This is a genomic window from Streptomyces bohaiensis, from assembly GCF_012033785.1.
Classification (GTDB): Bacteria; Actinomycetota; Actinomycetes; order Streptomycetales; family Streptomycetaceae; genus Streptomyces; species Streptomyces bohaiensis.
In genome coordinates, this window is sequence record NZ_JAAVJC010000047.1 from 1 (window position 1) to 25,359 (window position 25,359).

Below are 25,359 nucleotides of genomic sequence, written 5' to 3' on the forward strand. Positions count from 1 at the left end.
GGCAGCCTCCGGGCGGCGGCCGGGCACGAGCGGGCCGGCATCGGCCCGGACGGCGCGGCGGACTGCGGCCTACGGGCGGCGGGCCGCTCACGCGACCGGCGGAACCGTCGCGCTGCGGCGAGCCCCGCCCGTAGGGTGGGCCGGGAAATCGGCGGACGGCGATGTGAGCGGGTGCGTCCGCCCCGCTTCGCCGACCCGGTTCGCTCCCCCGCACCGGGCGGCGTGCCGCCCGGCGGAACCCGACGGAAGGGACGGTGCCGTGGCCCCAGGAAGACTGTTGGCCGTCAGCGACCTGCACATCGCGTACGAGGAGAACCGTGCGGTGCTCCGGTCGCTGCGCCCGACCTCGCCCGACGACTGGCTGATCGTCGCCGGGGACGTCGCCGAGAAGGTCGAGGACGTCGTCTCGGCGCTCGCCCTGCTCGCGGACCGCTTCGCCACGGTCGTCTGGGCGCCCGGCAACCACGAGTTGTGGACCCATCCGCAGGACCCGTGCACCCTGCGCGGTGTGGCACGGTACGAGGAACTCGTGGCGCGCTGCCGGGAACTGGGCGTCGTGACACCCGAGGACCCCTACCCGCTGTGGCACGGCCCCGAGGAGTCGGTGGCGGTGGCTCCGCTCTTCGCGCTGTACGACTACAGTTTCCGCGCCCCGGGGGCGACCACCGCGGAGGAGTCGCTGCGCATCGCCCACGAGGCCGGGATCGTCTGCTCCGACGAGTACTTCCTCCACCCCGACCCCCACCCGAGTCGGCAGGCGTGGTGCCGGGAGCGGGTGGCGTACACCGAGCGGCGGTTGGCGGAGGTCGACCCGGCACTGCGGACCGTGCTCGTCAACCACTGGCCGCTGGTCCGGCAGCCCACGGACGTCCTGCACTACCCCGAGTTCGCCCAGTGGTGCGGCACCGAGCTGACGGCCGACTGGCACGTCCGGTTCCGGGCCGCTGCCGTCGTCTACGGCCATCTGCACATCCCCCGCGTGACCTACTACGACGGCGTCCGCTTCGAGGAGGTCTCCGTCGGGTACCCGCGGGAATGGAAACCGCGGCCGCCGCGCGAGCCGCTGCGCGAGGTCCGGTTCTCCGCCACGGCCGTGGAGGCGCGGTGATCGAGCAGCTGCTGCCCGCCTCGGTGGTGACCGAGGCGGCGTACGACGACGCGGTGGCCCCCGGTGAGGGGCTCTTCCCCGCCGAGGCCGAACTGATCTCCCGGGCGGTCGACAAGCGGCGGCGCGAGTTCACCACCGTCCGGCATCTGGCGCGCCGGGGTCTGGCCCGGCTGGGGCGCCCGGCCGCGCCGATCCTGCCGAACCGGCGTGGTGCCCCCCAGTGGCCGGAGGGAGTGATCGGCAGCATGACCCACTGCGTCGGGTACCGGGGGGCGGCGCTCGCGCCGGCGGGGACGACGGCGGGTCTGGGCATCGACGCCGAACCGGACGGACCGTTGCCGGACGGCGTTCTGCAGGTGGTGACGCTGGAGTCCGAGCGCGCCCGACTTGCCGGGTTGGCGGCCGTCCGCCCCGACCTGCACTGGGAGCGGCTCCTCTTCAGCGCCAAGGAGAGCGTGTTCAAGGTCTGGTACCCGCTGATGCTGCGGGAGTTGGACTTCTCCGAGGCGGAGATCGTCGTCGACCCGCACGACGGCACGTTCACGGCGCGGCTCCTGGTTCCGGGCCCGGTGGTGGCGGGCCGGGAGGTGCCTGCCTTCACGGGCCGGTGGGGAGCCGGGAACGGACTGGTGGTGACGGCGATCCACCTCCCGGGGCAACCGGCGGCGGCCGACCCGGGCCCGTCCGGGGCGGCGCCTCCGCGGGCGGTGCGGGAGGGCGAGGGCACCGGAGCTGCGGCCGGCTGAGGCGACCGACGGGGAGTGGCGTGGATGTTCCGGGAACTTGGTCTAGACCTTGACGTGGACGTCGTGTGACGCTTCAGTGTGCGCGTCACCCCCACATCGACGCGCTTCCGCGCCGGAACCGGCGGACGCGTCGTCGCACTCCCAAGGAGTGGACGTGTTCAGACAACGCATCGTCACCCTGCTGACGGCCGCCCTGCTCGCCACCGGCGTGACTGCGGCGCTGGTGCCCGCGGCCACCGCCACCCCGGCGGAGTCCCGGGCCGACAGCGGCGCCGCAGCCCTCACCGACGTCACCGTCGCGGACGTCTCCGCCACGAACTGCGCCGCCGCGACCGACTGGCGGGCGGGCACCTGGTACCCCGCGGGCAGCATCGTGCGCTACAACGGCTCCTACTACCGCGCGGAACACGCCAATCCGGGCTACGACCCGGTGATCAGCCACTGGTACTGGCACCCTCACAGCTGCAGCGGCGGCGGCCAGCCGCCCGCCCCCGGCGGCTTCGTGGTGAGCGAGGCGCAGTTCAACCAGATGTTCCCGAACCGGAACTCCTTCTACACCTACAGCGGGCTGGTCGCCGCGCTCAGCTCCTACCCGGGCTTCGCCAAGACCGGCAGCACCGAGGTCCAGCGCCGCGAGGCGGCCGCGTTCCTCGCCAACGTCAGCCACGAGACGGGCGGCCTGGTCCACATCGTGGAGCAGAACACCGGCAACTACTCGCACTACTGCGACTGGGGTCAGCCCTTCGGTTGCCCGGCCGGCCAGTCCGCCTACTACGGCAAGGGGCCGATCCAGCTGAGCTGGAACTACAACTACAAGGCGGCCGGTGACGCCCTGGGCATCGACCTGCTGAACAACCCCTGGCTGGTGCAGAACGACGCCGCCGTCTCCTGGCGCACGGCCCTCTGGTTCTGGAACACCCAGTCGGGCGCGGGCCGGATGAGCGGGCACCAGGCCATCGTCGGCGGCTCCGGCTTCGGCGAGTCCATCCGGAGCATCAACGGCAGCATCGAGTGCAACGGCGGCAACCCCGGCCAGGTGCAGAGCCGTATCAACACCTTCCAGCGCTTCACGCAGATCCTCGGCACCACCCCGGGCGGCAACCTCTCCTGCTGACCACCCGTCCGCACGGGGCGGGAGGGGCAGCCGGCCCCGTCCCGCCCCGCTCCGGCCCCGGCCGCCGTCCACGGTGGCCGGGGCCGCGGCACGCGCACCCCTGACCGAGCGGTCGCCGGGCGCGACCTCAGCCGCGATGGACGGTGACCGTGCCGACGGTGTTCACCTTGCTGCCCTCCACCACGTACCGACCCACCGCCTCGGTCCAACGGGCGAAGTGCGCGGTGGCACGGTGGGCGGTCAGCGCGGCCTCGTCGGTGTACCGCTCGTACAGGACGAAGCGGTGGTCGTCGTCGGCGGTCGCCACGACGTCGAACTGGAGGCACCCCGCCTCGTCCGCGACGGAGGCCGCGGCGTTCTCGGCGATGGCGGCGGTGAAGCCGTCGAGTCCGCCGGGGCGGACCTGGAGGGTGACGATCTGCGCGATCACGGTGCCTGCCTCGGTGGTGTCGGTGGACGGTCCGCCGGACGGACCGGCGGTCGGTGCTCGGTGGTCGGTGACCGGTGGTCGGCGCGTCAGGGGTCGCGGGTCAGTCGTCCCGCCCCGGCCGCCGCCGCCAGCACACCACAGGCGAACCACAGCGACCCGGCCGCCCCCGCCGAGGCGGCCGCCACCCCGGCGCCGGTGGGGAGCGCCACCTGCCCGAGACGGTTCGCCCACAGCCGCAGCGCCAGCGCGGTGCCCCGTGCCCGCTCCGGCACGGCCAGGACGACGGCGGTCATCGTCAGCGGTTGGCCTATCCCCAACAGGAATCCGCCGATCGCCAGCGCCGGGGCCATCAGCCACCACCGGTCGGCCACGGGCAGCGCCACCGCGCCGAGCGCCACGGCGGAGCCGAGCGCACTGGCGATCACCAGCGCGCGGCGGGACCAGCGACGCAGCAGTCGCGCCAGCAGCAGCCGCGAGGCGATCGAGAACGCCGCCCGCACAGCCAGCAGGGCGCCGGTCACCGCCGGGGAGATGTTCCGCTCCTCCGCGATCAGCGGGAGGTAGGCGGTGAGGACGTCGACCGAGGACAGAAGCGCCAGGCTGACGAACAGGCCGGGTGCCACCCCGGGGCGACGCAACAGGGAGAAGACCGGTGGACGGCCCGCCCCCTGGTCCGCTCCGGCGGTCGGCACCGCGGGGGCGGGCGCGTTGCGCACCAGTCCGGTGAGGGCGAGCAGCCCGAGGGCCGCCGTGACGGAGGCGAGGAGCAACGCGTGCAGGATGGGCGTGGCGAGTTCCACGGCGCGGCCCTCGCCCAGCACCAGTCCGGCCATCAGCGGCCCGAGCATCTGCCCCACGGCGACCGCCGCGGTGAACCAGCCGAAGTTGCGGTCGAGGTCCGCGTCCGAGGAGCAGCGGGCCACCATGCCCTGGCCCGCGATGACGAAGACGATGTGGCCGAAGCCCAGGACGGTCCCCGCCACGGCGATCAGCGGCAGCGAGGACGACGCGGCCATCAGCAGCGGTGCCAGCACGAGCAGCACGGTGCCCGCCAGCACGATGCGGTGGGTGCGGCCCGTGCGGTCCGACAGTCGCCCCAGGGGCACTGCGGCGAGGAGGGAGAGCAGCGCGTACGCGGAGGTGATGAGACCGATCGCGAGCGCGTCTCCCCCCAGCGCGATGGCCTTGTAGGAGAGCAGGGGGCGGGCCAGGTTGAGTGCGGTCTGTGTGCAGACGACGCAGGCGAGCAGCCACCACAGCCAGCGGGTGCCGCCGTCACGGCGCGCGCGGTCAGCAGCGGGCACGGGGCACCGCGGGGTCTCGGGTCTCCATGCCGGGCAGGCCTTTCGTGATGGTGCGGGCCGGTTGTCGGGCGGCCGGTCGTCGTGGGCACCGCGCGGTGGCCGCGCCGGTCCGGGGTCGGCTCGGGGTCACATCCGGACGTCGACCGACGCCGGGAGGTCGCCCCGGGTCAGCGCGGTCATCACGGTGTCGAGGGTGGCGGTGAGATGGCGCGCGACCTCGCCCGCCGCGCGGTCCGGGTCGCCCGCCACCACCGCCTCGGTCATGGCCAGGTGTTCGCCGAGGGAGAGGGCGGGCCGGCCGGGGGCGGCGTGGGCGATGGCCCGGAGGCGGGCGGTCTGCCCGCGGGTGTCGGCGATGGTCTTGGCCAGCGGTGGGTTGCGGACGGCGGCGATCAGCGCCTGGTCGAACCGCTCGGTCAGGGCGTGGAAGGTCCGCACGGCCGCCGCGCGACGGTCGTCGGCGGGACCGTCGGCGGGCCCGTCCGTGCCGGCCGGCCCGGCTTCGTCGATCCCCGCGCGGACCGCGCGCAGGTCGGGGAGGAGCGAGTGGAAAGCGGCGATCCGTTCGGGGTCGGTGCGGCCGTCCCTCGTGACCAGCCGCGCCGCCGCCGGTTCCAGGATCTGCCGGAACTCGAAGAGGGCGCGGACCCCGGCGAGGGAGACGGGAGCCACCTCGGCCACCTCTCCGGGTGCGAACCGGACGAGCCCCTCCCTCGCGAGTCGACGGATGGCCTCGCGCACCGGGGTGCGGGAGGCGCCCAGCCGTTCCGCCAGCGGCACCTCGCCGAGCTTGGCGCCCGGCGGCAGGGTGAGGTCCTCGATCTGGCTCTTGAGCAGCCGGTAGGCGGCCTCGGTCTTGCTCGGCGGCACCGTCGCTCCTCAGCCGGTCGGTCGGGGCGCCGCGCCCGCGGCGCGGCACGTTGCACGGTACATCGACCGCCCGCCGGTCGGAATACCAGCCTGTATACAGCAGCTGGGACGCGGTGCGGGGCCGAAGGCTCTCGAACGACGAGTCCGCTGAGGCGCCCCCGGGGGTGCCGCGGGTCACGCGCATCCCCACGCGCGCCAGGACGGACACCGCCCGCCCTCCGACCTCGGCGCGCCACGGGGCGACCGCCACCACGACGGGAGCCGGGATCGAGCGCGCCTCACAGGGCGCCGGAGCGGGACGTTCCCCACCGGGGCTCCGTCCCGGTCGTCCCGGCGCCACTCCGCACGGCACGTTCCGGTCGGGGGCGGAGCGGGCCACGGCGCACCTCCCCGTGCCCCGCCACGCGCGGGGGCCTCCCGGGCACGGGACGGGCCGGACGCATCGTCCCCGCGCGTCTCCCGGGCGACCGGGCGACCGGGCGACCGGGCGGGCTGACGACCGGGCGGGCTGGCGGGCTGGCGGGCTGGCGGGCTGGCGGCACCGGATCAGCGGCGGGCTGCGGCCACCAGCAGCGACCCCGGGCCCGCCAAGTGCTCCCGCACCCGCGCCGCCGTCGTCGTCGCCGACTCATCACCCGTGTCCAGCGCGTGGCCCTCGTACCGCCCCAGGTCCCGGAACTGGTCGTACATGGCACGCACCGGCGCCGGGGCGGTCAGCGCACCCGGGCCGCGCGCCGCGGCCCGTGCGACCACGGTTTCCTCGTCCGGCCGCAGTACCACCCACCGCAGCTCCACTCCGGCCGCGCGGGCAGCCGTCACGAACGGTTCGAGGAACCAGGGGCCGACCACCGCGTCCACGAAGACGCGGTATCCGCCGCCTGCATACCCGACCGCTGCTGACGCCACCACGCCCATCACGGTCTCGTTCTGGCGATGCGCCGCCGTCCGGTACGGGGAGATCGCGCCGGCGACGACGAACCCCCAGAAGTCGTCGGCCGGCAGGTGGACCGCGGGCGGCCCGTCGGACGCCAGCAGCGCCGCCACGGTGCTCTTGCCCGCCCCCGGCGGTCCGCTGACCAGCACGAGGGGGCCGGGCGCGGTCACCGGGACCACCGCGCGGCAGACAGGCGGGGCGACCCACCACCCTGTGTGGCCCGCCGCACGCCGGGCGAGGACGCGGAACAGTCACGCATCGGCCGATGTTACCGCCCCGTCGACATCGCCCAGCGGGTCGCGCCCTCCGTCCGGTGGGCGCGACCGGCACGAAGAGAGGTCATCACTCGTGAGCTCGCTGTTCACCCCGCTGACGCTTCGTTCGCTCCGGATACCCAACCGGGTCTGGATGTCACCGATGTGCATGTACTCCGCGGCCTCGACCGGCCCGGACACGGGTGCGCCCACCGGGTTCCACCACACCCATCTCGCCACGCGGGCAGCGGGCGGTGCGGGGCTGGTGATGGCCGAGGCGACCGGTGTCCGGCCGGACGGCCGCATCAGCCCGTGGGACCTGGGCCTCTGGAACGACCGGCAGGTGGAGGCGTTCCGTCCGCTGACCGAGGCGATCCGCGCCCACGGGTCGGTGCCGGCCGTTCAGCTCGCCCACGCGGGCCGCAAGGCCGGTACGGACAAGGCGTGGCGCGGCGGTCGGGCGCTGGGCCAGACGGAGGGCGGCTGGCAGCCGGTCGGCCCGAGCCCCGTCGCCTTCGACGGACTGCCCGTCCCGCACGAGCTGACGGTCCCCGAGATCCAGCAACTGGTGCGGGACTTCGCCGACGCCGCGGAGCGGGCGCTGGCAGCCGGGTTCCAGGTCGTGGAAGTGCATGGCGCGCACGGCTACCTGATCAACTCGTTCCTCTCCCCCGCCGGGAACCACCGGACGGACGCCTACGGCGGTGACTTCGCCGGGCGCGCCCGGTTCGCGCTGGAGGTCGTGGACGCCGTGCGCGCCGTGTGGCCCGACGAGCTGCCCGTCTTCTTCCGCACATCCGCCACGGACTGGCTGGCGGAGAACCCCGCGGACGACCGCGAGGGGTGGGCGGCGCAGGACACCGTCCGGCTCGCCAAGGAGCTACGGGCCCACGGTGTGGACCTGCTCGACGTCTCGAGCGGCGGGATGGTGCCGGGCGCGCGGATCGGGACCGGCCCCGGCTACCAGGTGCCGTACGCCGACCGTGCCCGCAACGAGGGCGGCATCGCCACCGCCGCGGTCGGGCTGGTGACCGAGCCCGCGCAGGCCGAGGCCATCGTCGCCGAGGGCCGGTCGGACGCCGTCTTCCTCGGGCGGGAGCTGCTGCGCAACCCCTACTGGCCGCACCACGCCGCGGCTGCGTTGGGTAGCGAGACGCACTGGCCCGAGCAGTACGGCTACGTGGTCTCCTGAATCGGTGGCGGGGCGCGGGGCCGGCCCCCCCCCCCCCCCCCCCCCCCCCCCCCCCCCGCCGCCCTCTCCCGCCGCGCGTCTTTGTAACGCGGCAGGGTCCGCACCGCCGAAGGGAACGCATCGCATGCACCTGCTCCTGCTCTCCAACTCGACCGCCCCGGGGCGCGGCTACCTCGACCACGCCCGTGAGGAGATCGCGGACTTCCTGGGAGGCGCACGCCGGCTCGCCTTCGTGCCGTACGCGGGTGCCGACCACGACGGGTACACGGCGCAGGTCGCCCGCGCGCTGGACCCGCTCGGCGTCGAGGTCACCGGAGTGCACACCGCTTCCCGCCCGGCCGAGGTGGTTGCCGCCGCGGACGCCGTTTTCGTCGGCGGCGGCAACTCCTTCCGGCTGCTCGCAGCGCTGCACCGGCACGGTCTGGTCGACGCCGTCCGGGCGCGGGTGACGGCGGGCGCCGGCTACATGGGCTCCAGCGCCGGCACCAACATGGCCTGCCCCACGCTGCGCACCACCAACGACATGCCGATCGTGCAACCGCCGACCTTCGCCGCCCTGGGCCTGGTGCCCTTCCAGATCAACCCGCACTACCTCGACCCCGCGCCCGACAGCTCGCACATGGGGGAGACCCGCGCGCAGCGCATCGCCGAGTTCCATCAGGAGAACGACGTCCCGGTGCTCGGGCTCCGGGAGGGGACCTGGCTCCGCGCGAGCGACGGGCGGCTGGTCCTGGGCGGGATCGAGGCGGGCGCGGTCCTCTTCGAGCGAGGCAGCGAGGCGGAGGAGTTCCGGCCCGGGGCCGAGCTGACCCGCCTGCTGACGACCGCCGCGGCGTTCGACTCCCCGGCCGCCGACCGCTGACCGCCAGCGCCGCGGCTGCGATCCGCGCGCCGCTCGGCTCGATCCGTGCCCCCGTGGCGGTGCTGACCGCCGACGCCGCCGCGGGCCCCCGAGGAGGCCGGACCGGTGCTCGGTGCGCCGCGCCCGGGCACCGGTCCGGCCACCTGATCCACCTGATCCACCTGACGACGGAGCACCGTGACCAGCACCATGCGCAGCGACTCCTCCTCCGCGACACCCGACACCGCCGCGGCGCAGCGTCGGGTGCTGCGGTCGCTGGTCGCCTCCCAGGTGCTCAGCGGGGCCAGCCTCGCGGCCGGCGTCACCGTGGGCGCACTGCTCGCGCAGGACATGCTCGGTTCCACCGGGCTGGCCGGCCTGCCGAGCGCCCTGCTCACCGCGGGCGCCGCGGTGGCGGCGGTCCTGGTCGGCCGGGTCTCCCAGTCGGGCGGCCGCCGCCGGGGACTGGCGCTGGGGTACCTCACCGGCGCGGTGGGCAGCGCCGGAGTGGTGGTCGCCGCCGTCCTCGACGTGCCGGCCCTGCTGTTCGTCGCGCTGTTCGTCTACGGCGCGGGCACGGCGACCAACCTCCAGGCCCGGTACGCCGGTGCCGATCTGGCACCGCCCGAGCGCCGCGGCCGTGCCGTCTCCACCGTGCTCGTGGCCACCACCCTCGGCGGTGTGGCCGGCCCCAACCTCGTGGCTCCCAGCGGGTCGTTCGCAGCCGCGGTCGGCGCCCCGGAACTCGCCGGGCCGTTCCTGCTCGCCGGCGCCGCCTACGCCCTCGCGGCGGCGGTACTCACGCTGACCCTGCGCCCCGACCCCCTGCTGCTGGCACGGTCGGTCGCGGAAGCTGCGGAGCGGGAGACGGGCGTGCGGGAGACGGGCGAGCGGGAGACGGGCGAGCGACAGACGGCGTCCACCTCCCGGCGCACGGCTCCGTCCGGCGACGACGCCCCCGGCGGCAGCGGCGCGCCCACGGTGGTGACCGGGGCCACGGTGATGGTGCTGACCCAGCTGGTGATGGTCGCGGTGATGACCATGACACCCGTCCACATGCACGAACACGGGCACACCACCGCCGCCTCCGGCCTGGTCATCGCCGTCCACATCGCAGCGATGTACCTGCCGTCCCCGGTCACCGGCCGCCTCGTCGACCGGTACGGCAGCATGCCGGTCGCGACGGCCTCCGGCGGCACGCTGCTCGCGGCGGGGGCGTTGGCCGCGTTGGCCCCCGGCGACTCCGTCGTCCTCCTGGCTGCGGCCCTCCGCCCTGCTCGGCCTGGGATGGAACTTCGGGCTGCTCTCCGGCACGGCGATCATCACCGACACGGTCCCGCTGGCGACCCGGGCGAGGACCCAGGGCACCGTCGACGTCTCGGTGGCGGTCGCGGGGGCCACCGGCGGCATGTCCTCCGGGCTGGTGATGGCCACGGCGGGCTTCCCCGTCCTCGCCCTGGCGGGTGGCGCGCTGGCCCTCGCGGTGATCCCCGCCGTCGTCCTCTCCGCGCGACGGCGGTGAGCGGCGGCCGCGGCGGGCCCGTCCGCGCGGCCGGCAGGCGCGGGCGCCGATCAGTCGGCCGCGCCGGTCGGCGGCAGGAAGTCCGACACCGGGCCCAGGGTGAGCATGCCGGAGGCGGCTCCCGCCCACTCCCCCGCCGCCGGCAGCAGGGCGCGCCGCGCCCGGGTCGCGGCCTCGGGGTGACCGAGGAGCTCCGCCGCCCGCGCGACCAGGGCCCAGCGTGCCTCCGTCAGGAGATCGCCCGGCGGGTCGGGCAGTGACGCGAAAGCGGCCGCGGCACCGTCCTGGTCGTCGGCCGCGAGGCGCAGCAGTGGCGTGACCCACGGCGCGTTCGGCCCCCAGTCCTCCTCCCCGCTGAACCGCGGCTCGCGGTGGTGGAGCAGGTCCACGCCGAGGAGCGCCAGCGGGAGCAGGCCGGCGGCCACCCCGGGCATGCCGGCGCCGACCAGCGTCGTCGCGGCCTCGCGGTAGGCGGCGCGACCCTGCTGCGCCGTGCCGCCGCACGCCACCCGCACCGCCCGGTACCAGGCGGTGAAGACGGCGACCAGCGGCAGGTCCCATCGGGCGGCGAGACCGTCGGCGGCCGCCGCGTGGCGGCCCGCTCCCGCGAGGTCGCCCACCGCGCAGCGGGACTGCAGGAGCACCAGGTGGGCCAGCACTTCGATGCGCACCATGCCGTGACGGCGCGCCAACTCCAGCAGCTCCGCACCGATGCGAGCGCGTGCGGGCGACAGTCCGGCGGTGCGGAACTCCTGCATGTAGGCGCCGTTGAGGGCGAACGCGAGCAGGGCGGGGTCGCCGAGTCGACGGGCCAGCCGTACCGCTTCGTGCGCGGCGTCCACCGCGGGCGGCGTGTCCGCTGCGGCGGGCACGCCGCGGCTCTCCACCGCGATCGCGGCGAGCAGGCGGCACCGCGCGGCCTCGCGGCCCGGGGGCAGTCGGTCCAGGGTGCGGCGTGCGGCCGAGACCAGCTCCGCCGCCTGCCGGGGGTCGTCGGAGCTGGTCCACACGGCGGGTACGTCGTGGGTGCCGATCACCCGCGCGGCCAGTTCCGGGTCGCCCGTCCGCTCCGCCGCGAGGACCGCCGCCAGCCGGTGGTCGCGGGACCGGGCCAGTCCGCCCCCGCCGGTGAAGGCGAGGTCCCGGACCAGCCCGGCGGTGGATTCCAGCCGCGCGCGGGCCCCGGCTCTCACCTCGGCGTCCCACGAGGCCCGGGCGCTCTCCCACAACCGGTCGGTGGGGTCCGCCCGGTCCGGGTCGAGGTGCGGGTCCTGCCGCAGCATCTCCTGCTCCAGCCGCCCCAGTCGCGGCCCCGGGTCGAGACCCAGTCCGTCGCGGAGCGCTGCGCGGGCCCGTCGCACCGCCGCCAGCGCCTCGCCCTGGCGGCCGGCGCGGTACAGCGCCAGGGCGAGCAGGCGCCAGCCCTCCTCCCGACCCGGGTGCTCGGTGACGTGGGCGTCGAGGTCGGCGGCGGCGCGTTCGGGGGCGCCCGCCGCGAGGTGGGCCTCGGCGAGCAGTTCCACCGCGTGCAGCCGGAGCCCGGTCAGCCGGTCCCGTTCGGCGCGCGCCCACAGCTCCCCGCCGAGGTCGGACAGGGCAGGGCCGCGCCACCACCCCAGCGCCCCGTCGAGGCGAGTCGCCCTGGCCGCGGGCGACGCGTCGTCCGGCCCGTCGGCCAGGGCGGCCTCGAACCGCCAGGCGTCGACGGTGTCGGGGTGGGCGCGCAGCGCGTAGCCGGGCCCCTCGGTGACCAGCAGCCGGGCGGGGGCGCGGGGCGGCCGGTCGGGTTCCAGGGCGCGCCGGAGGGCGGCGACGAAGGTGCGGACGGCTCCCACCCCGTCCGCGGGAGGCTCCTCCCAGAGGTCGGCGACCAGGCGGTCGACGGGCACCACACGGCGGCGGGCGGCCACGAGCCGCGCCAGGACGGCGCGGTGGCGGGGTCCGCGCAGCGACAGGGGCGCGCCGTCCGTGCCGTGGGCGATGACCGGGCCCAGCACCCCGAACGTCACGGACATCGTGGCTCCAGCTCTCCGCGCGGGTCGGTCCGCGTCGCTCATCGGGTGCTCATCCGCGGCCCGCAGGGTGGGTGGCACCGGTCGTCGAACTCGGCGCCGGGCCCGATCGTCCGGAAGAGGCACACCATGACACAGTCCGTTCCCGGCTTCGCCACGCGACGCGTCCGCGTCGACGACGGTGTCGAACTGCACGCGGCGGTGGGGGGTTCCGGCCCACCCGTCGTGCTGCTGCACGGGTTCCCGCAGACGCACCTGATGTGGCGGCACGTCGCCGCCGACCTCGCGGCGGACCACACGGTCGTCTGCCCGGACCTGCGTGGCTACGGCGCCAGCGACAAGCCGCCGGCGGTGGACGAGGAGACCTACTCCAAGCGGACCATGGCGCGGGACGTCGTGCGGTTGGCCGCCGCCCTGGGGCACGAGCGGTTCGCGCTCGCGGGCCACGACCGCGGCGCGCTGGTGGCGTTCCGGGCGGGGCTGGACCACCCGGGGGCGGTCTCGCACCTGGCCTGCCTGGACGTCCTGCCGACCTCGGACATGTGGGACGCGCTGCACGGCGCGGACGCGGCGGTCGCGTTCCACCTGTACCTGATGGCGCAGCCGCCCGGGCTGCCGGAGCGGATGATCGAGGCGGCCGGGGACGCCTTCTTCGGCTGGTTCCTGGACGCGTGGGCGCGGGACGGGGCGGCGCTGCCGCAGCCGGTGCGCGACCACTACCTGGCGGCGTCGCGGGCGGCGGTGCCCTCGGTGGTGGCCGACTTCCGCGCGTCGGCCGGCGTGGACCTGCGGCACGACCGCGAGGACCGGGCGGCGGGCCGGTTTCTCACCATGCCGGTGTCGGTGATGCAGCAGGACTGGGGTGCGGCCCTCGGCTACGACGCACGACGGCTGTGGAGCGCCTGGGCGCCGCGCCTGCGGCACCGGACGGTCGGCAGCGGCCACTTCATGGCCGAGGAGGACCCGGGCGCCGTCGTCGCCGCGCTGCGCGAGTTGCTGTCGACGGCCGGGAGGGAGTGAGACGGCGGCGGCTGCGCCGGCCGGCCCTGACTGCCCGGGGCGCCCCGGGGCGCCCCGGGCAGTCAGGGCCGGGGGCGTACCAGCGCGGCGAGCAGCACGGCGTACCGGTCGAGTGTCCGCCGTGCCGCGTCGTCGTCGCCGTGCGCCAGCCAGAGGGTGGTGGCCCCGCTGACGACGGTGAGCACCAGGTCGGCCATCTCCGCGGTGCCGTGTGCGTACTCCACGTGCGCCTGCTCCGCGAAGCGCTCCAGATCCGCGGCGGTGCGTTCCAGGTAGCTGCGGTGCTCCCACGCGGGCAGGCCGCGCAGCTCGGGCTCCCGCAGCGCCAGGCCGGTGAGGTCGGTGAGGACCCGCTGGGCCTCGGGGTCGGCCACGACGGCCTCCCAGTAGGCGCGGAACAGCGTGCGGAGGTTGTCGACAGGCGGAGCCGCGGGGTCGACCGCCGGCCAGACCGCGCTCAGGTCGACGTTGATGTCGGTGGCCAGCAGCGCGGCGTACAGCTCGCGCTTGGAACGGAAGCAGTAGTGGAACGCGCCGTGCGGCATGCCGGCCTCGGCGCAGATGGCGCGGGTGGTCGCGGCGGCGACGCCGTCGCGTTTCATGACCCGCAGCGCGGCCTGCGTCAGCAGCTCCCGCCGGGCCTCGGCGGTCAGGTTCTTCCGGGGGGACGGTTCGGTACCGGCACTCTCCATGGGGCCAGCCTACCCATTCTTGGCCAGGTGGCCAGGTCGCTTGACCTGGCCACCTGGCCAAGTTAGGTTGCGAGACGACGTCGACCGCCGCACCGACCACCCTGACCAGGGAGGTTTCCCTTCGGAACGGCTGCGGCACGGCGGTCGAACCCCATCGAGGAGGCTCACACCCATGGTCCGGATCGAGACCGCGACAGCGGACGACGCCGAGGAGGCCGCCGTCGTGCTCGCCGAGGCGTTCGCCGACGACCCGGTCATCGCCCGCTTCGTTCCGCCGACCGCTTCACGCCGTGAGCAGCGGCTGCGCGGGATGTTCCGCGGCGCCGTCCGGGCAGCGGGGCCGGGGAACGTCGACATCGCCCGCGACGACACCCGCGGCGAGGTGATCCTGGGCGTCGCGGTGTGGCGCGCCCCCGAGGGCGGCGCGGGCGTCGTCGGCGCGCTCGCCGCGCTCGGCAGCGCGCTCCGGGCGCTGGGCCCCCGCGGCGTGCTGATGCTGGGGCAGTACAACCGGGCGCTGCGACCCCACGTGCCGAAGGAGCCGCACTGGCACCTGGAGGACATCGGAACGCGCGCCGAGGCGCGGGGGCTGGGGGTCGGCAAGGCGCTGCTCACCCACCGGCTGGCGATCGTCGACCGGTCGCAGCGCCCCGCCGTGCTGGAGGCGACGACCCCCGCCAGCCGGCGCCTGTACGAGAGGTACGGCTTCGCCGCCGCGGCCGAACCCACCACGGGCCTGCTGTCCGGCGCCGCGGTCATGGTCCGCCCCGCCTGAGGGGCCGGGCGCCTGCTTTCGCGCCCCTCACGCGGGGCGCGCACGGCCCGTCCGTGCAACCCCGTTCCGTGGCGCGGGGCATGACGGGGCGGCGGTTGGGCAGGCGCTTCGGCGAACGAGTGACGGACGAGGGGGCGAGCCTTCCGGACCGGCGGAGCCGGTCCGGCAACGCAGTCCCCGGGAGGTCGACATGAGCGTCGCAGGAACCAGCCGCCGTCTCACGGGGCACGCCAAGGAAACCGTCGGCAAGGTCACCGGCAGCAGGCGCCTGAGGGTGAGCGGCCGACTGGACCGGATCCGGGGAAGCATCACCAACGGACTGTCACGACTGCGGCACCGCACGTCCGGAGTCCGCAGCTCCGTGGCCTCGTCGGGCCGCCGTATGGCCCGCCGCTAGCAACTGCGGCACGGGGCCCGGCCCGCGGGGGCAGCGCTGGTGGCCACCGCCGTCTCGGGGGCGGCCACCAGCGTTCCCGCCTGCCGCCACCCGTCCCTGTGGCCGCGGGCCCGGCGCCACTCGCGCCGCGGGCCGCCTCCTCGATGCGCTGCGCCGCACCACCGCCGGTCCGTCCACCGCCGGGCCCGGCGCCCGCACTGCTCACACCACCGCGAGAGCCCGCCCGCCCGCCTCCCTGCGGAGCTCCTCCAGCAATCGGGACTGCGCCGTGGCGCGCCGGAGCAGGAGCGGCAGGTCCACCACTGTCTGGCGGTCCAGTCCCGGCAGCTCCGCGAGGGTCCGCCACATGGCCGCCTTGCCGCAGACCCCGAGGTACATGGCCTCCAGCTCCATCAGTTCCGAGAGTCGGGCGCGCCGGACGAGCCGACCGTTCGGCTTGAGCACCCCCAGAGCCTCCGCGGCGGCGCCGACCAGCAGCAGGTGGTGGTGGACGGGCACGTGCAGCGAGTGCATCAGCACCAGCAGCGCGCCCCGGTCCTCCCGGATCTCGCGGGCGACGCCGGCGCGCCGCTCGGCCTGGCCGACCGGGGCGTGGGCGGCGATGCGCCGCGCCAACCGGGTGCCGGCGGTGGCGCCGGCCAGGTGGTCGTTGAGATAGATGGTCAGCGCCCGGTCCGCCCGGGCGCCGGCCCACTCCCGCAGCTGCGGCTGGATCTGCTCGATGTCCACACCAGCATCCTCGGGGCCGTCCGGCGGCCGCGCACGCCGGGACGGTCCGCACGCGCCCGGCACCGGGCCGGGGCAAGCGGCGCGTGCGGACCGGCTTCAGTCTCGGGTGGCCGGGTTGGTCGCCCTGCCGTCCAGCCAGAGCGTGGCGCTGTCGTCCCGGTGTGCGCCGGAGCTGCCGACGTGTTTGTCGGAGATCGCCGCTCCGTTCCGGAGGACGTGGACCAGGGCCATCCCGTGCCCCCGGCCGAGGCCGTAGTCCGCCTTCAGCCACTCCAGCACCGCGCCCGCCTTGGTGTCGGGCCCGTTGAGCCCCTTCTCCTCGGCGACGGCGATGAGCTGCCGCGGAGTCAGTCCGGTCCTGCTCTCGATGGTGTCGAGGTACGCCTGGAACGACATGGCTGGATCTCCTGATCCGTAAGGGGGAGCCCGGCCGTGGCGGCTCGGCTCCGGTGGATGTCGCACGACTTCGGGGCCGACGCTCCCCCGCCCTGCCGACGCACGCCGGCACTCCCGGCCCGGCGGTCCCGATCGACCCGGTCGGCTTGTGAGAACTCTTCCACGGAAGCCCCCGCGAGAGCCCGCTCCGGCGCGAGGACAGCAGTTTCGGAGATGTACGCCCCGCCACGGCGCGGCCGGCGAGAACGTTTGCGGCGCCGCCACCGGGTAACCCGAGACGTCACCGCAGCCTCTGCCACCCACCGGCGGCCGGGGCGCGGCGGCACGACACCCGAAGGAGAGGAGCCCGGAGGCATGACCGACGACACCCTGCCCGTACCGGACTGGGACCAGCAGCCCGCGGGGTCCCTCCTCCACCGCATCCGGAGCCTGGACAGCGAGCAGCTGGCAGCGCTGGAGCGCCACGAGGAGAACCACGCCGACCGGCCTGCCGTACGCCAGATGCTCGCCACGCGCCAGGAGGAGCTGCGGGCGGGAGCGGAACCGTCCCCGGGCGGTGACGGCGAACCCCTCGACGCGGCCGCCCCCGGCAGCCACGGCTCCCCCGCCTCGCCCGCCACCGCAGCCGAGCCGCACCACCACCCGCCGCACGGCCACCCCCGCCAGCCGGGCCAGGGCTACCGGCAGGGCCCCGGCACCTGAGCCGGCCCCGTACCGCGCCCCGGCAGCACGGGGCACCCCGCGGGCGGGTGACGCGGCGCCGAGAGATCGGCGCACGTCGCCCGCCCGCGTCGTGTCAGCGGCGGACCGCCGCCCGCGGCACCGCGTGGGTCCGTGCGAGCAGCGAGCGGCGGACGGTCGGCGGTCAGTCGGCGCGGGCCACCGCGATGACGCCGCCGAGCCGGTCACCGGCCTCGTAGACCATGTAGGGCACCCCGCCGTCGGTCCCGAAACTCGGTGACGCCGACCGCCCGTTGTCGGGGGCGGTGTCCAAGGGCCGGTGGAAGACCCCGAGGTGGTCCCGGCGGGAGAAGTCCCCGCCGACCTCGGTGATGAGGATGTTCCCGCCGCTGCCGCGGTCGGTGTGGTACACCACGAACGCGCTGCCGTCCCTGGTCAGCACATGGGGACCGCTGAGGTTGGCCGCACCGACGTCGGAGTGGCGGACCAGCGGTTGCTGGTCGAAGGTCCACCGGCGGCCGTCGGGTGACCACCCCCAGCCGATGTCGCGGTGGTCGCTCGCGTTGTTCACCATGAACACCATGACGTACCGGGCGCCGCGGTCGGGCAGGTCGTGGGGGAAGACCCGCGCGTAGGAGGTCTCCGTCGTGCCCGAGGGGAGCATGGAGGTGTCCAGCACGACCCCGTCGTAGGTGAACGCGAGGCCGTCGGTGGAGCGGGCGAGCCGGGTGGTGCCGTTCTCGCCGTGGAAGTAGAGCCACATCTCGCCGACGTCCGCGTTCCACATCACGTGCGGCGAGGAGACGTGGCTGACGGAGTAGTGCGGTTCCCAGCTGCGCGAGACGATCGGGTTGCCGGGGTACTCGGTGAACGGCCCCTCCAGCGAGTCGCCGTACGCGAGGCAGATCCCGCCCGGGGCGTCGTGCGGCGCGTAGTAGAGGTAGTACCGCCCGAGCGCGCCGGACAGCCGCCCCGCCGTGCCCCGGATGCACGGGAAGATGATCTCCCCGGTCGGGTCGTAGTCGAGCTGGGAGGGCGTCAGCAGGGTGGTGAGGTAGCGGTACTCCGGGAACCCTCCCGGGGCCCTCGCGGTCGCGGTGGCCGCCGCGCCTCCTTCCGCGCGGGCGGCTCCGCCGCCCAGGGCGACAGCGGCTCCCGCCACGGCGGCGCCGCGCAGGAGGAGTCTGCGGGGGACGGCGCCGGACGGCCCCGGCACGGGGCGGTTCGTCGGTTCCTGCGGCTCGTTCACGTGCTCTCCGTTCGTCGGGTCGGACGGGTACCGGGTGACGTGGACCGTGGTGGCCGCTCCGCCCGCGGCAGGGGGCGCGGCAGGCGGGCGGACCGCTCAGAGGTAGGTGACGGCGGTGACGCAGAAGCCCCCCAGGGCGACGAACCAGACGTACGGCAGCGTGCGCACCATGACCTGCTGCGGGCTGACACCGGCGTACTGGGAGCTCCAGACGGTCTGGGTGCTGGTCGGGTCGGAGACCCCGAACACCTGGTTGTAGGAGGCGACCAGTCCGAGCACCGCCATGGCGGGGTAGATCTGGGTGGCGATCAGCACGCCGGCGATCCCGGCCCCCAGCCCGAAGACGTTCAGCGGGCCGCGGTAGAGGCAGAGCGGCACCAGCGCGGTGAACACCGCCACGAACGCCACCGGGTTCTGCGGGCTGATCGCCTTGACCAGCGGCTCCAGCGCGGTGACCGCGCCGGGCAGCTGCACCGCGGCGAGCAGGATGCCGATGGCGATGAACAGCGCGATCGGCGGTGCGGCCACCTGGAACCCGCCGTACAGCGTCCGCAGCAGCCGCTTGTTCATCTCGCGGGGCCGGGTGGTGGTGACCAGCCCGAACAGCACGCCCGCCAGGAGCGAGGGGATGATCGCCACCTCCAGCCCCAGCGCGAGCACCAGCGGGACCAGCGGGGTCAGCAGCGCGTACCAGGGGGCGTCCCCGAGCTGCTTCCGGCGGGACGCCGGACGGCCGGAGCCGGACCGCAGCGACCAGGTGTGCTCGACGCCCCGGCGACGGGACTCGATCAGCACGTAGGCCACGCCCGCGGCCAGGGCGAACGGGAACAGCTTCACCATGAAGGACCGCACCTGCGGGACGGGGATGTCCAGCGCGGTGGAGAAGAACTGCCAGATGGGCAGCTCGAAGGGGACGCCGACGGCGATGCCCATGAGGATGGTGCCGGCCGCGGTGACCTTGGGGATGCCCACGGCGATCATGGCCGGGATGCCGATGATCCCGGCCATCATCGCGGCGGGCGCGGACCCGGTGACGGTGCCGATCAGGGCGGAGACCCCCAGCACCCCCAGCGCGACGACGGTGGGACGGTCGCCACCGAACTCGACGATCTTGCGCACGATGGTCGAGGCGACGCCGGTCTCGTCCAGCAGCCTCCCGAGCCAGGAGCCGAGCAGCACGGCGATCATCGTCGAGGCGAGGGCCGGCGCGCCCTCCTGGATCACGGTGTCGAGGACGCTCTCCTCCCCCGTGACGGAGGCGCCGGCGACGAAGGCGATGGCGACGGCCATACCCACCAGGGCGAAGGCGGTGGGCAGTTTGCGGGAGAGCATGGCGGCGACTCCGACCGCCATGATGAGCAGGATGACAACGCCCATGACGTCACTTCTCTCTGTGGTCGACGGCGGCGGCGAGCGCGGCGGTCAGCAGCAGCGGGCTGCGCCCGAGGCCGGCCGCCCGTCGGGCGTGGGCATGGGCGGCGACCTCGTCGGCGCCCGCGACGTGCCCGAGGCGGCGCAACCGGCCCACGCGCAGGACCTCGTGGCCCAGGGCGCGGCGGAACTCGGCGCGTGCGGGGCCGTGGTGGAGCCGTTCGTGCACCGCCTCGTGTGCGAGGACGGCGACGCGCAGCGAGCCGGGCGGGTACCAGTGCTCCCAGCCGTAGCGGCGGACGAGCCGCTCGGCCGCGGCGAGGGTGTCGGTGTACAGCTCCACCGTCGGTACGGGCCGGGAGCGGTAGCGGGCGAGCAGCCCGCGGTCGAGGCCGTCGTCGCGTTCCTCGACCCGGTCCGGTGGCGGCCCGGCGGGCAGCGCGGCGCCGAAGGCGTCCGCGGTCCGCGCCCAGCGGCGGAGCAGTTCCGGGTCGCGGCCCTCGTGGGTGGGGGTGTGGGCCAGCAGCCGGACGGCGAGGTCGAGGTCGTCGACGGCGGCGATCTCCCGGCCGCGGGGCAGCTCCTCGGGCGGGGCGGTCACGACCGCACCTCCACCACGAGGACGACGGGTTCGGCGCCTCCTCGGGAGCGCAGTTCGCCGCGGGCGAGCGCCAGGAGGGGTTCGGGGTCGAGCACGCCGGAGAGGTCCGCGATGCGGGAGCCGAGCAGCATCCGGACGGCGGGGGCCCGCACGCCGCCGTCACCGTAGGCGGTCTTCTCGGCGACCAGTTCGGCGAGGGCCCCGGGCGCGTCGGCGACGGTGGTGGCGGCGACGTGCGCGTCCGCCAGGTGCAGCCGCACCACGCCGTCGGCGTCCACGACCCGCACCGGGTGGCGCGGGGCGCGCAGCCGGCGGCGGACGGTGGTGCCGTAGACGGTGTGGGCCGGGGTACCGGCGAGGACCTCGACGGCGGCGGGGTCCGCCTTGAGGCTGGCGGCCGCGGCGTGGAGCCGTTCGTCGTCGTCGGACCGGTGGGCCCGGTCCTGGGTGCGCAGTTCGGTGGCGCCGGTGGCGACCGCGCGGATCTTGCTGGTCTGCGGGTCCACGGTGACCTCGACCTCCACACCGCCGGGGTCGGCGCCCTGCGCCACGACGGCGGCCTCCGCCTCGGCACGGACGGCGAGGATCTGCTCCTGTCCGGCACCGGGGACGATGCGTTCGACCTCCTCGCGGACGAGGGCGAGCGCGACCCCGATGGGGCTGATGACCTCGCTGTTGCGGGCGATCCGCCCCGTCAGGCCGGTGGCGGCGGCCAGGTGGGGGGTGACGGCGGCGGCTCCTCCTCCGCCGCCGACGAGCACCGCGGTGTCCGTGTCGAGGCGGTAGTCGTCGACCATCGCGTCGACGACCGCGCGGACCTGCTCCGTCCCGGCGTCCAGCACGCGGGCGGCGGCCGCCGCGACGTCGGTGCCCAGCAGGGCGGCGAGCGGGGCGAGCGCGGCGCGTGCCGCGTCGGGGTCGCAGCGGGCGAAGTCGCCCTCGGGGACGCGGCCGAGCGCGTTGGCGGCGCAGGTCATGGTCAGGGCGTAACGGCCGCCGGCGGCGTCGACGACGACGTGGTCGTCCGGGTCGTCGGGCATGGGGCGGACCGTGGTGATCCGGGCATCGCGCAACTCCTCCACCGCGGCGAAGCAGGCGTAGGGCAGCCCCGCGATGTGGGCGCTGCGCGGGCCGACACCGACGACGCGGCCGCCGTAGACGCGCACCATGGAGCCGCCGCCGACGCCGACGGTCCGCACGTCGAGGGCGTTGAGGTAGGTGGTGCGGCCCAGGACGGTGGCGTGGCGGACCGCGACCTTGCCGCGGCGCACGACACTGATGTCGGTGGAGGTGCCGCCGGTCTCCAGGAACACGCCCTCGCTGACGCGCTCCTGCATCAGCGCGCCGGCGACGCCGGCGGCAGGCCCGGAGAGGATGGTGAGCAGCGGTCGGCGCCGCATCTCGTCGAGGGACATCACCCCGCCGTCGCAGCGCATGACCATCAGGGGGGCAGTGACGCCGGCCCCGGTGATGGAGCGGTCCACCAGGTCGGCCGTGGCCAGCATCCGGGGCAGGATGGCCGCGTTGACCACGGCGGTGCGGGTGCGTTTGTGGAGGCCGTAGAGCGAGGTGATCGCGTGGCCGGCCGTCGTGGGCAGGCCGTGGCCGGCGGCCGCCTCCAGCACCGCGCGTTCGCCCTCGGGCCGGTCCACGCTGAAGGGTTCGGTCGCGACGAGGACCTCCGAGCCCGCCGCCACGAGCCTGTCGACGGCGGCGCCGACCTCGGCGGTGTCGGCCGCGTCGCCGACGTGCGCGTAGTGGAGCGGGAACTTCTTGCCCGGGGTCAGTTCGAGTCGGCCGAGGGCGGCGAGGCGACGGGTCAGGAACCCGGCGGCGCCGCGGCCGATGCCGATGAGCCCGGTGGTGGCGACGTCGCCCTCCAGGAGGGCGTTGGTCGCCTGGGTGGTGCCGTGGGCGAGGAAGGCGACGTCGGCGGGGTCCCGGTCGATCTCCCCGAGGAGCCGTTCCAGCGCCTCGACGATGCCGTGGGCGACACCGTCCGGGTGGTGGTGGCTGGTGGGGACCTTCACCTGGCCGAGGAGTTCCAGCGTGGTCGCGTCGACGGCCACCGCGTCGGTGAAGGTTCCGCCGACGTCGATGCCGACGCGGATGCGGGGGGTGGTCATGGTCTGCACCTCCTGGTGCTGCGGGGCGGCGCGGCGCGCCGCCCCGGGGCGCGGTCGGGTCAGTAGCCCCGCACGTCGGGCCAGTGGCGCTGGACGCCGGCGCGGTCGAGGTGGCGTGCGAAGTCGCCGAACCGCTCGTCGGTCGCCTGCACCTGGTGCGGCTCCAGCTTCTCGGTCAGGCAGTGGGCGGCGAGGGCGCCGGCAACTTCGCCGATGTTCCACTCGACGGGGTGAAGGCGGTAGCAGCCGTTGGTGATGTGGGTGGTGCCGATGTTCTTGCCGGCCGGCAGCAGGTTCCGGACGCGTCGCGGCAGCAGGGCGCCGAGGGGGATCTCGAACGGGACGGAGCCCACGTCGATGTAGTTGTCGCCGCCGGTGGAGGGGTGGAGGTCGATCCGGTAGCTGCCCACGCCCACCGAGTCGCGGTGGCGCACCCGGCCGTGCGGCCCCAGCACGTCGATGGAGACGTCCTGCTCGGTGACGGTGGTGACCGCCTTGATGCGGCGGGCCTCACGGACGTACGGCGCCTTGGCGAGCCCGTCGGCGGTGCCGGTGATGTCGGGCCGGATGCGGAGCCCGGGGAAGCCGGTGCCGCCGTCGGCGCGCGGCGCCTCGGTCTGCAGCCAGTACAGGACCGAGAGCGAGAGCTGCCGCGCCTCGGCGACCGCGGCGGCGGTGGTCTCCGCGCCGCCGCCGATCAGGGGCTTGAGCCAGTAGTCGTTGAGGGGCCAGTTGACGAGGGTGATGTCGGAGTCGAAGGCGCCGGGGGTGTGGAGCCGGCGGGCGAGGATCCGGCGGAACCCCCACAGTTCCTTGTCGCCGGCGTCGGCGCTCTGGTCGGCGCTCACCTGCAGCGGGTCGACCTCGGGGTTGGGGACGAAGGTGCGCGGGACGGGCTCCAGGGTGCGGGGGTCGGGCGCGTTGAAGCCCAGCAGCGGGCCGGGCCAGAACTCCGGGCGGTAGGACCGCCAGAAGTCGTAGTCGGCGGGCCGGTCGACGACGTGGTCCTCCCCCTCGTGGTGGGAGAGGGCGAAGCAGACCGTGATGCCCTGCTGGTTGAGGGGCTGCGCCTCGTCGGGGGCGTTGGGCTCGTCGAACTCGTCGCGGGACTCGGCTCCGGAGCCGTGTTCGACGGCGGCGAGTTCCAGGAGTTCCCCGGTCTCGGTCGCGTCGATCACGTAGGGGGCGCGGAGGGTGAGGCGCCGGCCCTCCCGGCGGTCGAGCAGGGTGACGGAGGTGACGCGGTCACCGTCGGCCGCGGCGGCGACCGGCGCGTGCTCGGTCAGCACGGTGAGGCGGCCGGCGGACCGGTGCGGCGCGATCATCGCCTCCAGCACGGCGAGGGCGACGCGCGGTTCGTGGCAGAGCTTGCTGACGCGTCCCGCGCCGGGGTTGAGGCCGGTCAGGCCGGCAGCCTCGGCGCGCAACGGGTACCAGCGCCGGTAGTGGTCGCGGATGCCCTCGCGGAGGGCGCGGTAGGTGGCGGTGGTGCCGAACTGCTCGACCCACGGGTGCTCGTCGGGCGGGACGGCCTGCGAGGTGAGCTGGCCGCCGATCCAGTCGGTCTCCTCGGTGAGCACGACGGTCCGCCCGGCGCGGCAGGCGGCGAGGGCGGCGGCGACGCCGCCGAGGCCGCCGCCGACGACGAGGATGTCGGGTTCGGGTGTCACGAGGTGTTCTCCCTTGTGCCGTTGGGTGTGCGGTCGTCACCGCGGCGAGGCGGTGGATTCGGTGCCGGGGTGTGGAGTCCTCCGGTGAGAGGTGTGCGGGGTCAGCGGGGTGGTGGGCCGACGGTCGCGCCCGGGCGGAAGGCGCACTCCACCAGGGGTTCGTCCGGGCGGCCGCCGGCGACGAGCGCGGCGAGGGCCCGGACGGCCGCGGCCCCCAAGCGGGCGCGGGGCAGGTCGAACCCGGTCGGGTCGGGCCCGTTGTGATCGGGCGGCGGGCTGCCGAGCAGGGCCAGCGACACGTCGCGGGGGCAGTCGAGGCCGGCGGCGGACACGGCGGCGTTGAGGGCACGCCAGGCGGCGGAGGTGTCCGTCTCCTCGACGACGATCGCCGTCACGCCGGCGGCGAGCCACGCCCGCAGCCGCTCCGGGGTGAGGTCGCGCTCGGGGTCGGCGCAGCGGTGCACCCGCTCCGGGCCGGTGGGGACGCCCGCGGCGAGGAGTCCCTCGTGGAAGCCGCGTTCCCGGTCGGTCGAGGCGGGCACGGGGTCGTCCTCGCAGACGAGCACGACCTCCCGGTGGCCGCGGGCCACCAGGTCGCCGACGACCGCACGTGCGGCGGTCACGTAGTCGGCGCCGACCCAGGCCAGCCCCTCCGGCTCGTCCCGGCGGCCGAGGTGGACCACGGGGAAGCCGTCGTCCACCAGCCGCTGCAGCTGGTCGGCGGGGGCGTGCCGCCCGAGGACCAGGCAGCCGTCGGCGAGGCGGGCCCGGTGCAGCGCGTGGGCGCCGGCGCGGGCGCCGCCGGTGCTGGATCCGGTGAACAGGACCAGGTCGAACCCCTGGGCCGCGGCCTCCTGCTCGACGCCGACCAGGAACGGGTAGTACGAGTGCTGCACGTCGGTCGGAAAGGTCGCGGTGAAGCTGAAGACACCGAGGAGGTTGTTGCGCGCGGCCGCCAGCCGGCTGGCGGCGGGGTCGGGGACGTAGCCGAGGCGCTCGGCGGCGCCGAGCACCTTGCGGCGGGTCTGCGCCGAGATGGCGACGTCGTCCGCCTTGCCGCCCAGGACGAGCGAGACCGTCGTCTGCGACACTCCCGCCAACCGGGCGACCTCGGCCTGTCGGGGCCGTCCCGCACGTGGCGTCGCGGCACGGCCGCGTGCCTGCCCTCGAACCTCGTCCACGGTGCTCCCCTCGCTCCTAATACGCATTAGGTCCGCGTATTGGTCCAGCACTGTGGGGCTCGACCGGCGGCGAGTCAAGGGGTGTGCGGCGGGTTTCCGCACGGCACCGCCCCGCCAGGCCCGCCCGGCCGGGCGGGCCTGGCG

Annotated in this window: 23 protein-coding genes and 1 pseudogene; 10 read left to right on the forward strand and 14 right to left on the reverse strand. The window is 75.4% G+C overall.

Annotated elements, in window-relative coordinates:
- Nucleotides 1-259: 259 nt before the first annotated feature.
- The 3 genes from HCN52_RS08420 to HCN52_RS08430 all read left to right on the forward strand — a co-directional run bounded on the left by HCN52_RS08420 (nucleotide 260) and on the right by HCN52_RS08430 (nucleotide 2,968).
- Nucleotides 260-1,108: a metallophosphoesterase family protein gene (locus tag HCN52_RS08420; protein WP_168087751.1), complete on the forward strand. Its 849-nt coding sequence runs from the start codon at nucleotides 260-262 to the stop codon at nucleotides 1,106-1,108.
- The gene (locus tag HCN52_RS08425; RefSeq protein ID WP_312876604.1) at nucleotides 1,105-1,854 is read left to right on the forward strand and encodes a 4'-phosphopantetheinyl transferase family protein; all 750 of its coding nucleotides are present in this window, start codon (nucleotides 1,105-1,107) and stop codon (nucleotides 1,852-1,854) included. Before HCN52_RS08420 ends, HCN52_RS08425 begins: the two co-directional genes overlap by 4 nt.
- 154 nt (nucleotides 1,855-2,008) lie before the next feature.
- Nucleotides 2,009-2,968 carry a glycoside hydrolase family 19 protein gene (locus HCN52_RS08430; RefSeq protein ID WP_168087753.1) on the forward strand — a complete coding sequence of 320 codons (960 nt, stop codon included), beginning with the start codon at nucleotides 2,009-2,011 and terminating at the stop codon, nucleotides 2,966-2,968.
- A 127-nt stretch (nucleotides 2,969-3,095) separates the two neighbouring features.
- Here the strand turns inward: HCN52_RS08430 and HCN52_RS08435 are convergent, their stop codons facing one another.
- From HCN52_RS08435 to HCN52_RS08450, 4 genes are all read right to left on the reverse strand, one after another.
- A complete protein-coding gene (locus tag HCN52_RS08435) occupies nucleotides 3,096-3,398 on the reverse strand; it encodes a putative quinol monooxygenase (protein ID WP_168087754.1) in 303 nt (100 codons plus the stop codon).
- Nucleotides 3,399-3,484: 86 nt separating this feature from the next.
- Entirely contained in the window at nucleotides 3,485-4,702 is a 1,218-nt protein-coding gene (locus HCN52_RS08440; RefSeq protein WP_168087755.1) for an MFS transporter, read from the reverse strand.
- 126 nt (nucleotides 4,703-4,828) lie between these two features.
- Complete coding sequence (locus HCN52_RS08445) at nucleotides 4,829-5,572, reverse strand: GntR family transcriptional regulator (protein ID WP_168087756.1); 744 nt, start codon at nucleotides 5,570-5,572, stop codon at nucleotides 4,829-4,831.
- 546 nt (nucleotides 5,573-6,118) lie between these two features.
- Nucleotides 6,119-6,676, reverse strand: coding sequence for an AAA family ATPase (locus tag HCN52_RS08450; RefSeq protein ID WP_312876605.1), 558 nt, complete (start codon nucleotides 6,674-6,676; stop codon nucleotides 6,119-6,121).
- 178 nt (nucleotides 6,677-6,854) lie between these two features.
- On the opposite strand from HCN52_RS08450, the gene HCN52_RS08455 reads away from it, so the two are divergent.
- The 3 genes and pseudogenes from HCN52_RS08455 to HCN52_RS08465 all read left to right on the forward strand — a co-directional run bounded on the left by HCN52_RS08455 (nucleotide 6,855) and on the right by HCN52_RS08465 (nucleotide 10,315).
- Nucleotides 6,855-7,952 (forward strand): NADH:flavin oxidoreductase/NADH oxidase, encoded by a 1,098-nt coding sequence (locus tag HCN52_RS08455; RefSeq protein WP_168087757.1) that lies wholly within the window; start codon nucleotides 6,855-6,857, stop codon nucleotides 7,950-7,952.
- 124 nt (nucleotides 7,953-8,076) lie between these two features.
- Nucleotides 8,077-8,814: a dipeptidase PepE gene (gene pepE / locus HCN52_RS08460; RefSeq protein WP_168087758.1), complete on the forward strand. Its 738-nt coding sequence runs from the start codon at nucleotides 8,077-8,079 to the stop codon at nucleotides 8,812-8,814.
- Between the two features lie 189 nt (nucleotides 8,815-9,003).
- Nucleotides 9,004-10,315: pseudogene (locus HCN52_RS08465) on the forward strand (MFS transporter).
- A 50-nt stretch (nucleotides 10,316-10,365) separates the two neighbouring features.
- Here the strand turns inward: HCN52_RS08465 and HCN52_RS08470 are convergent.
- Entirely contained in the window at nucleotides 10,366-12,330 is a 1,965-nt protein-coding gene (locus tag HCN52_RS08470) for an AfsR/SARP family transcriptional regulator (RefSeq protein WP_168087759.1), read from the reverse strand.
- A gap of 126 nt (nucleotides 12,331-12,456) precedes the next feature.
- On the opposite strand from HCN52_RS08470, the gene HCN52_RS08475 reads away from it, so the two are divergent.
- Nucleotides 12,457-13,347 carry an alpha/beta fold hydrolase gene (locus tag HCN52_RS08475; protein ID WP_168087760.1) on the forward strand — a complete coding sequence of 297 codons (891 nt, stop codon included), beginning with the start codon at nucleotides 12,457-12,459 and terminating at the stop codon, nucleotides 13,345-13,347.
- A gap of 62 nt (nucleotides 13,348-13,409) precedes the next feature.
- Here the strand turns inward: HCN52_RS08475 and HCN52_RS08480 are convergent, their stop codons facing one another.
- Nucleotides 13,410-14,039: a TetR/AcrR family transcriptional regulator gene (locus HCN52_RS08480; protein ID WP_168087761.1), complete on the reverse strand. Its 630-nt coding sequence runs from the start codon at nucleotides 14,037-14,039 to the stop codon at nucleotides 13,410-13,412.
- Nucleotides 14,040-14,211: 172 nt separating this feature from the next.
- Here HCN52_RS08480 and HCN52_RS08485 point away from each other — a divergent pair, with 172 nt between their 5' ends.
- Both HCN52_RS08485 and HCN52_RS08490 read left to right on the forward strand, forming a co-directional pair.
- Nucleotides 14,212-14,814, forward strand: coding sequence for a GNAT family N-acetyltransferase (locus HCN52_RS08485; RefSeq protein WP_168087762.1), 603 nt, complete (start codon nucleotides 14,212-14,214; stop codon nucleotides 14,812-14,814).
- A 190-nt stretch (nucleotides 14,815-15,004) separates the two neighbouring features.
- Complete coding sequence (locus HCN52_RS08490) at nucleotides 15,005-15,211, forward strand: CsbD family protein (RefSeq protein WP_168087763.1); 207 nt, start codon at nucleotides 15,005-15,007, stop codon at nucleotides 15,209-15,211.
- Between the two features lie 201 nt (nucleotides 15,212-15,412).
- Here the strand turns inward: HCN52_RS08490 and HCN52_RS08495 are convergent, their stop codons facing one another.
- Both HCN52_RS08495 and HCN52_RS08500 read right to left on the reverse strand, forming a co-directional pair.
- Complete coding sequence (locus tag HCN52_RS08495; RefSeq protein WP_168087764.1) at nucleotides 15,413-15,940, reverse strand: hypothetical protein; 528 nt, start codon at nucleotides 15,938-15,940, stop codon at nucleotides 15,413-15,415.
- A gap of 96 nt (nucleotides 15,941-16,036) precedes the next feature.
- Complete coding sequence (locus HCN52_RS08500) at nucleotides 16,037-16,336, reverse strand: DUF4287 domain-containing protein (RefSeq protein ID WP_168087765.1); 300 nt, start codon at nucleotides 16,334-16,336, stop codon at nucleotides 16,037-16,039.
- Between the two features lie 354 nt (nucleotides 16,337-16,690).
- On the opposite strand from HCN52_RS08500, the gene HCN52_RS08505 reads away from it, so the two are divergent.
- Complete coding sequence (locus tag HCN52_RS08505; protein WP_168087766.1) at nucleotides 16,691-17,038, forward strand: DUF8129 domain-containing protein; 348 nt, start codon at nucleotides 16,691-16,693, stop codon at nucleotides 17,036-17,038.
- Nucleotides 17,039-17,201: 163 nt separating this feature from the next.
- Here HCN52_RS08505 and HCN52_RS08510 read toward each other — a convergent pair whose 3' ends face one another.
- The 6 genes from HCN52_RS08510 to HCN52_RS08535 all read right to left on the reverse strand — a co-directional run bounded on the left by HCN52_RS08510 (nucleotide 17,202) and on the right by HCN52_RS08535 (nucleotide 25,242).
- On the reverse strand, nucleotides 17,202-18,266 hold the full coding sequence (locus HCN52_RS08510) for a hypothetical protein (RefSeq protein ID WP_312876606.1): 1,065 nt from the start codon (nucleotides 18,264-18,266) through the stop codon (nucleotides 17,202-17,204).
- 96 nt (nucleotides 18,267-18,362) lie between these two features.
- The gene (locus HCN52_RS08515) at nucleotides 18,363-19,643 is read right to left on the reverse strand and encodes a TRAP transporter large permease subunit (protein ID WP_168087767.1); all 1,281 of its coding nucleotides are present in this window, start codon (nucleotides 19,641-19,643) and stop codon (nucleotides 18,363-18,365) included.
- Nucleotides 19,644-19,647: 4 nt separating this feature from the next.
- Entirely contained in the window at nucleotides 19,648-20,238 is a 591-nt protein-coding gene (locus tag HCN52_RS08520; protein WP_168087768.1) for a hypothetical protein, read from the reverse strand.
- Entirely contained in the window at nucleotides 20,235-22,364 is a 2,130-nt protein-coding gene (locus tag HCN52_RS08525) for a hydantoinase/oxoprolinase family protein (protein ID WP_168087769.1), read from the reverse strand. Before HCN52_RS08525 ends, HCN52_RS08520 begins: the two co-directional genes overlap by 4 nt.
- 59 nt (nucleotides 22,365-22,423) lie before the next feature.
- Nucleotides 22,424-24,034: an FAD-dependent oxidoreductase gene (locus HCN52_RS08530; RefSeq protein ID WP_168087770.1), complete on the reverse strand. Its 1,611-nt coding sequence runs from the start codon at nucleotides 24,032-24,034 to the stop codon at nucleotides 22,424-22,426.
- 101 nt (nucleotides 24,035-24,135) lie between these two features.
- The gene (locus tag HCN52_RS08535) at nucleotides 24,136-25,242 is read right to left on the reverse strand and encodes a LacI family DNA-binding transcriptional regulator (protein WP_168087771.1); all 1,107 of its coding nucleotides are present in this window, start codon (nucleotides 25,240-25,242) and stop codon (nucleotides 24,136-24,138) included.
- Nucleotides 25,243-25,359 lie beyond the last annotated feature (117 nt).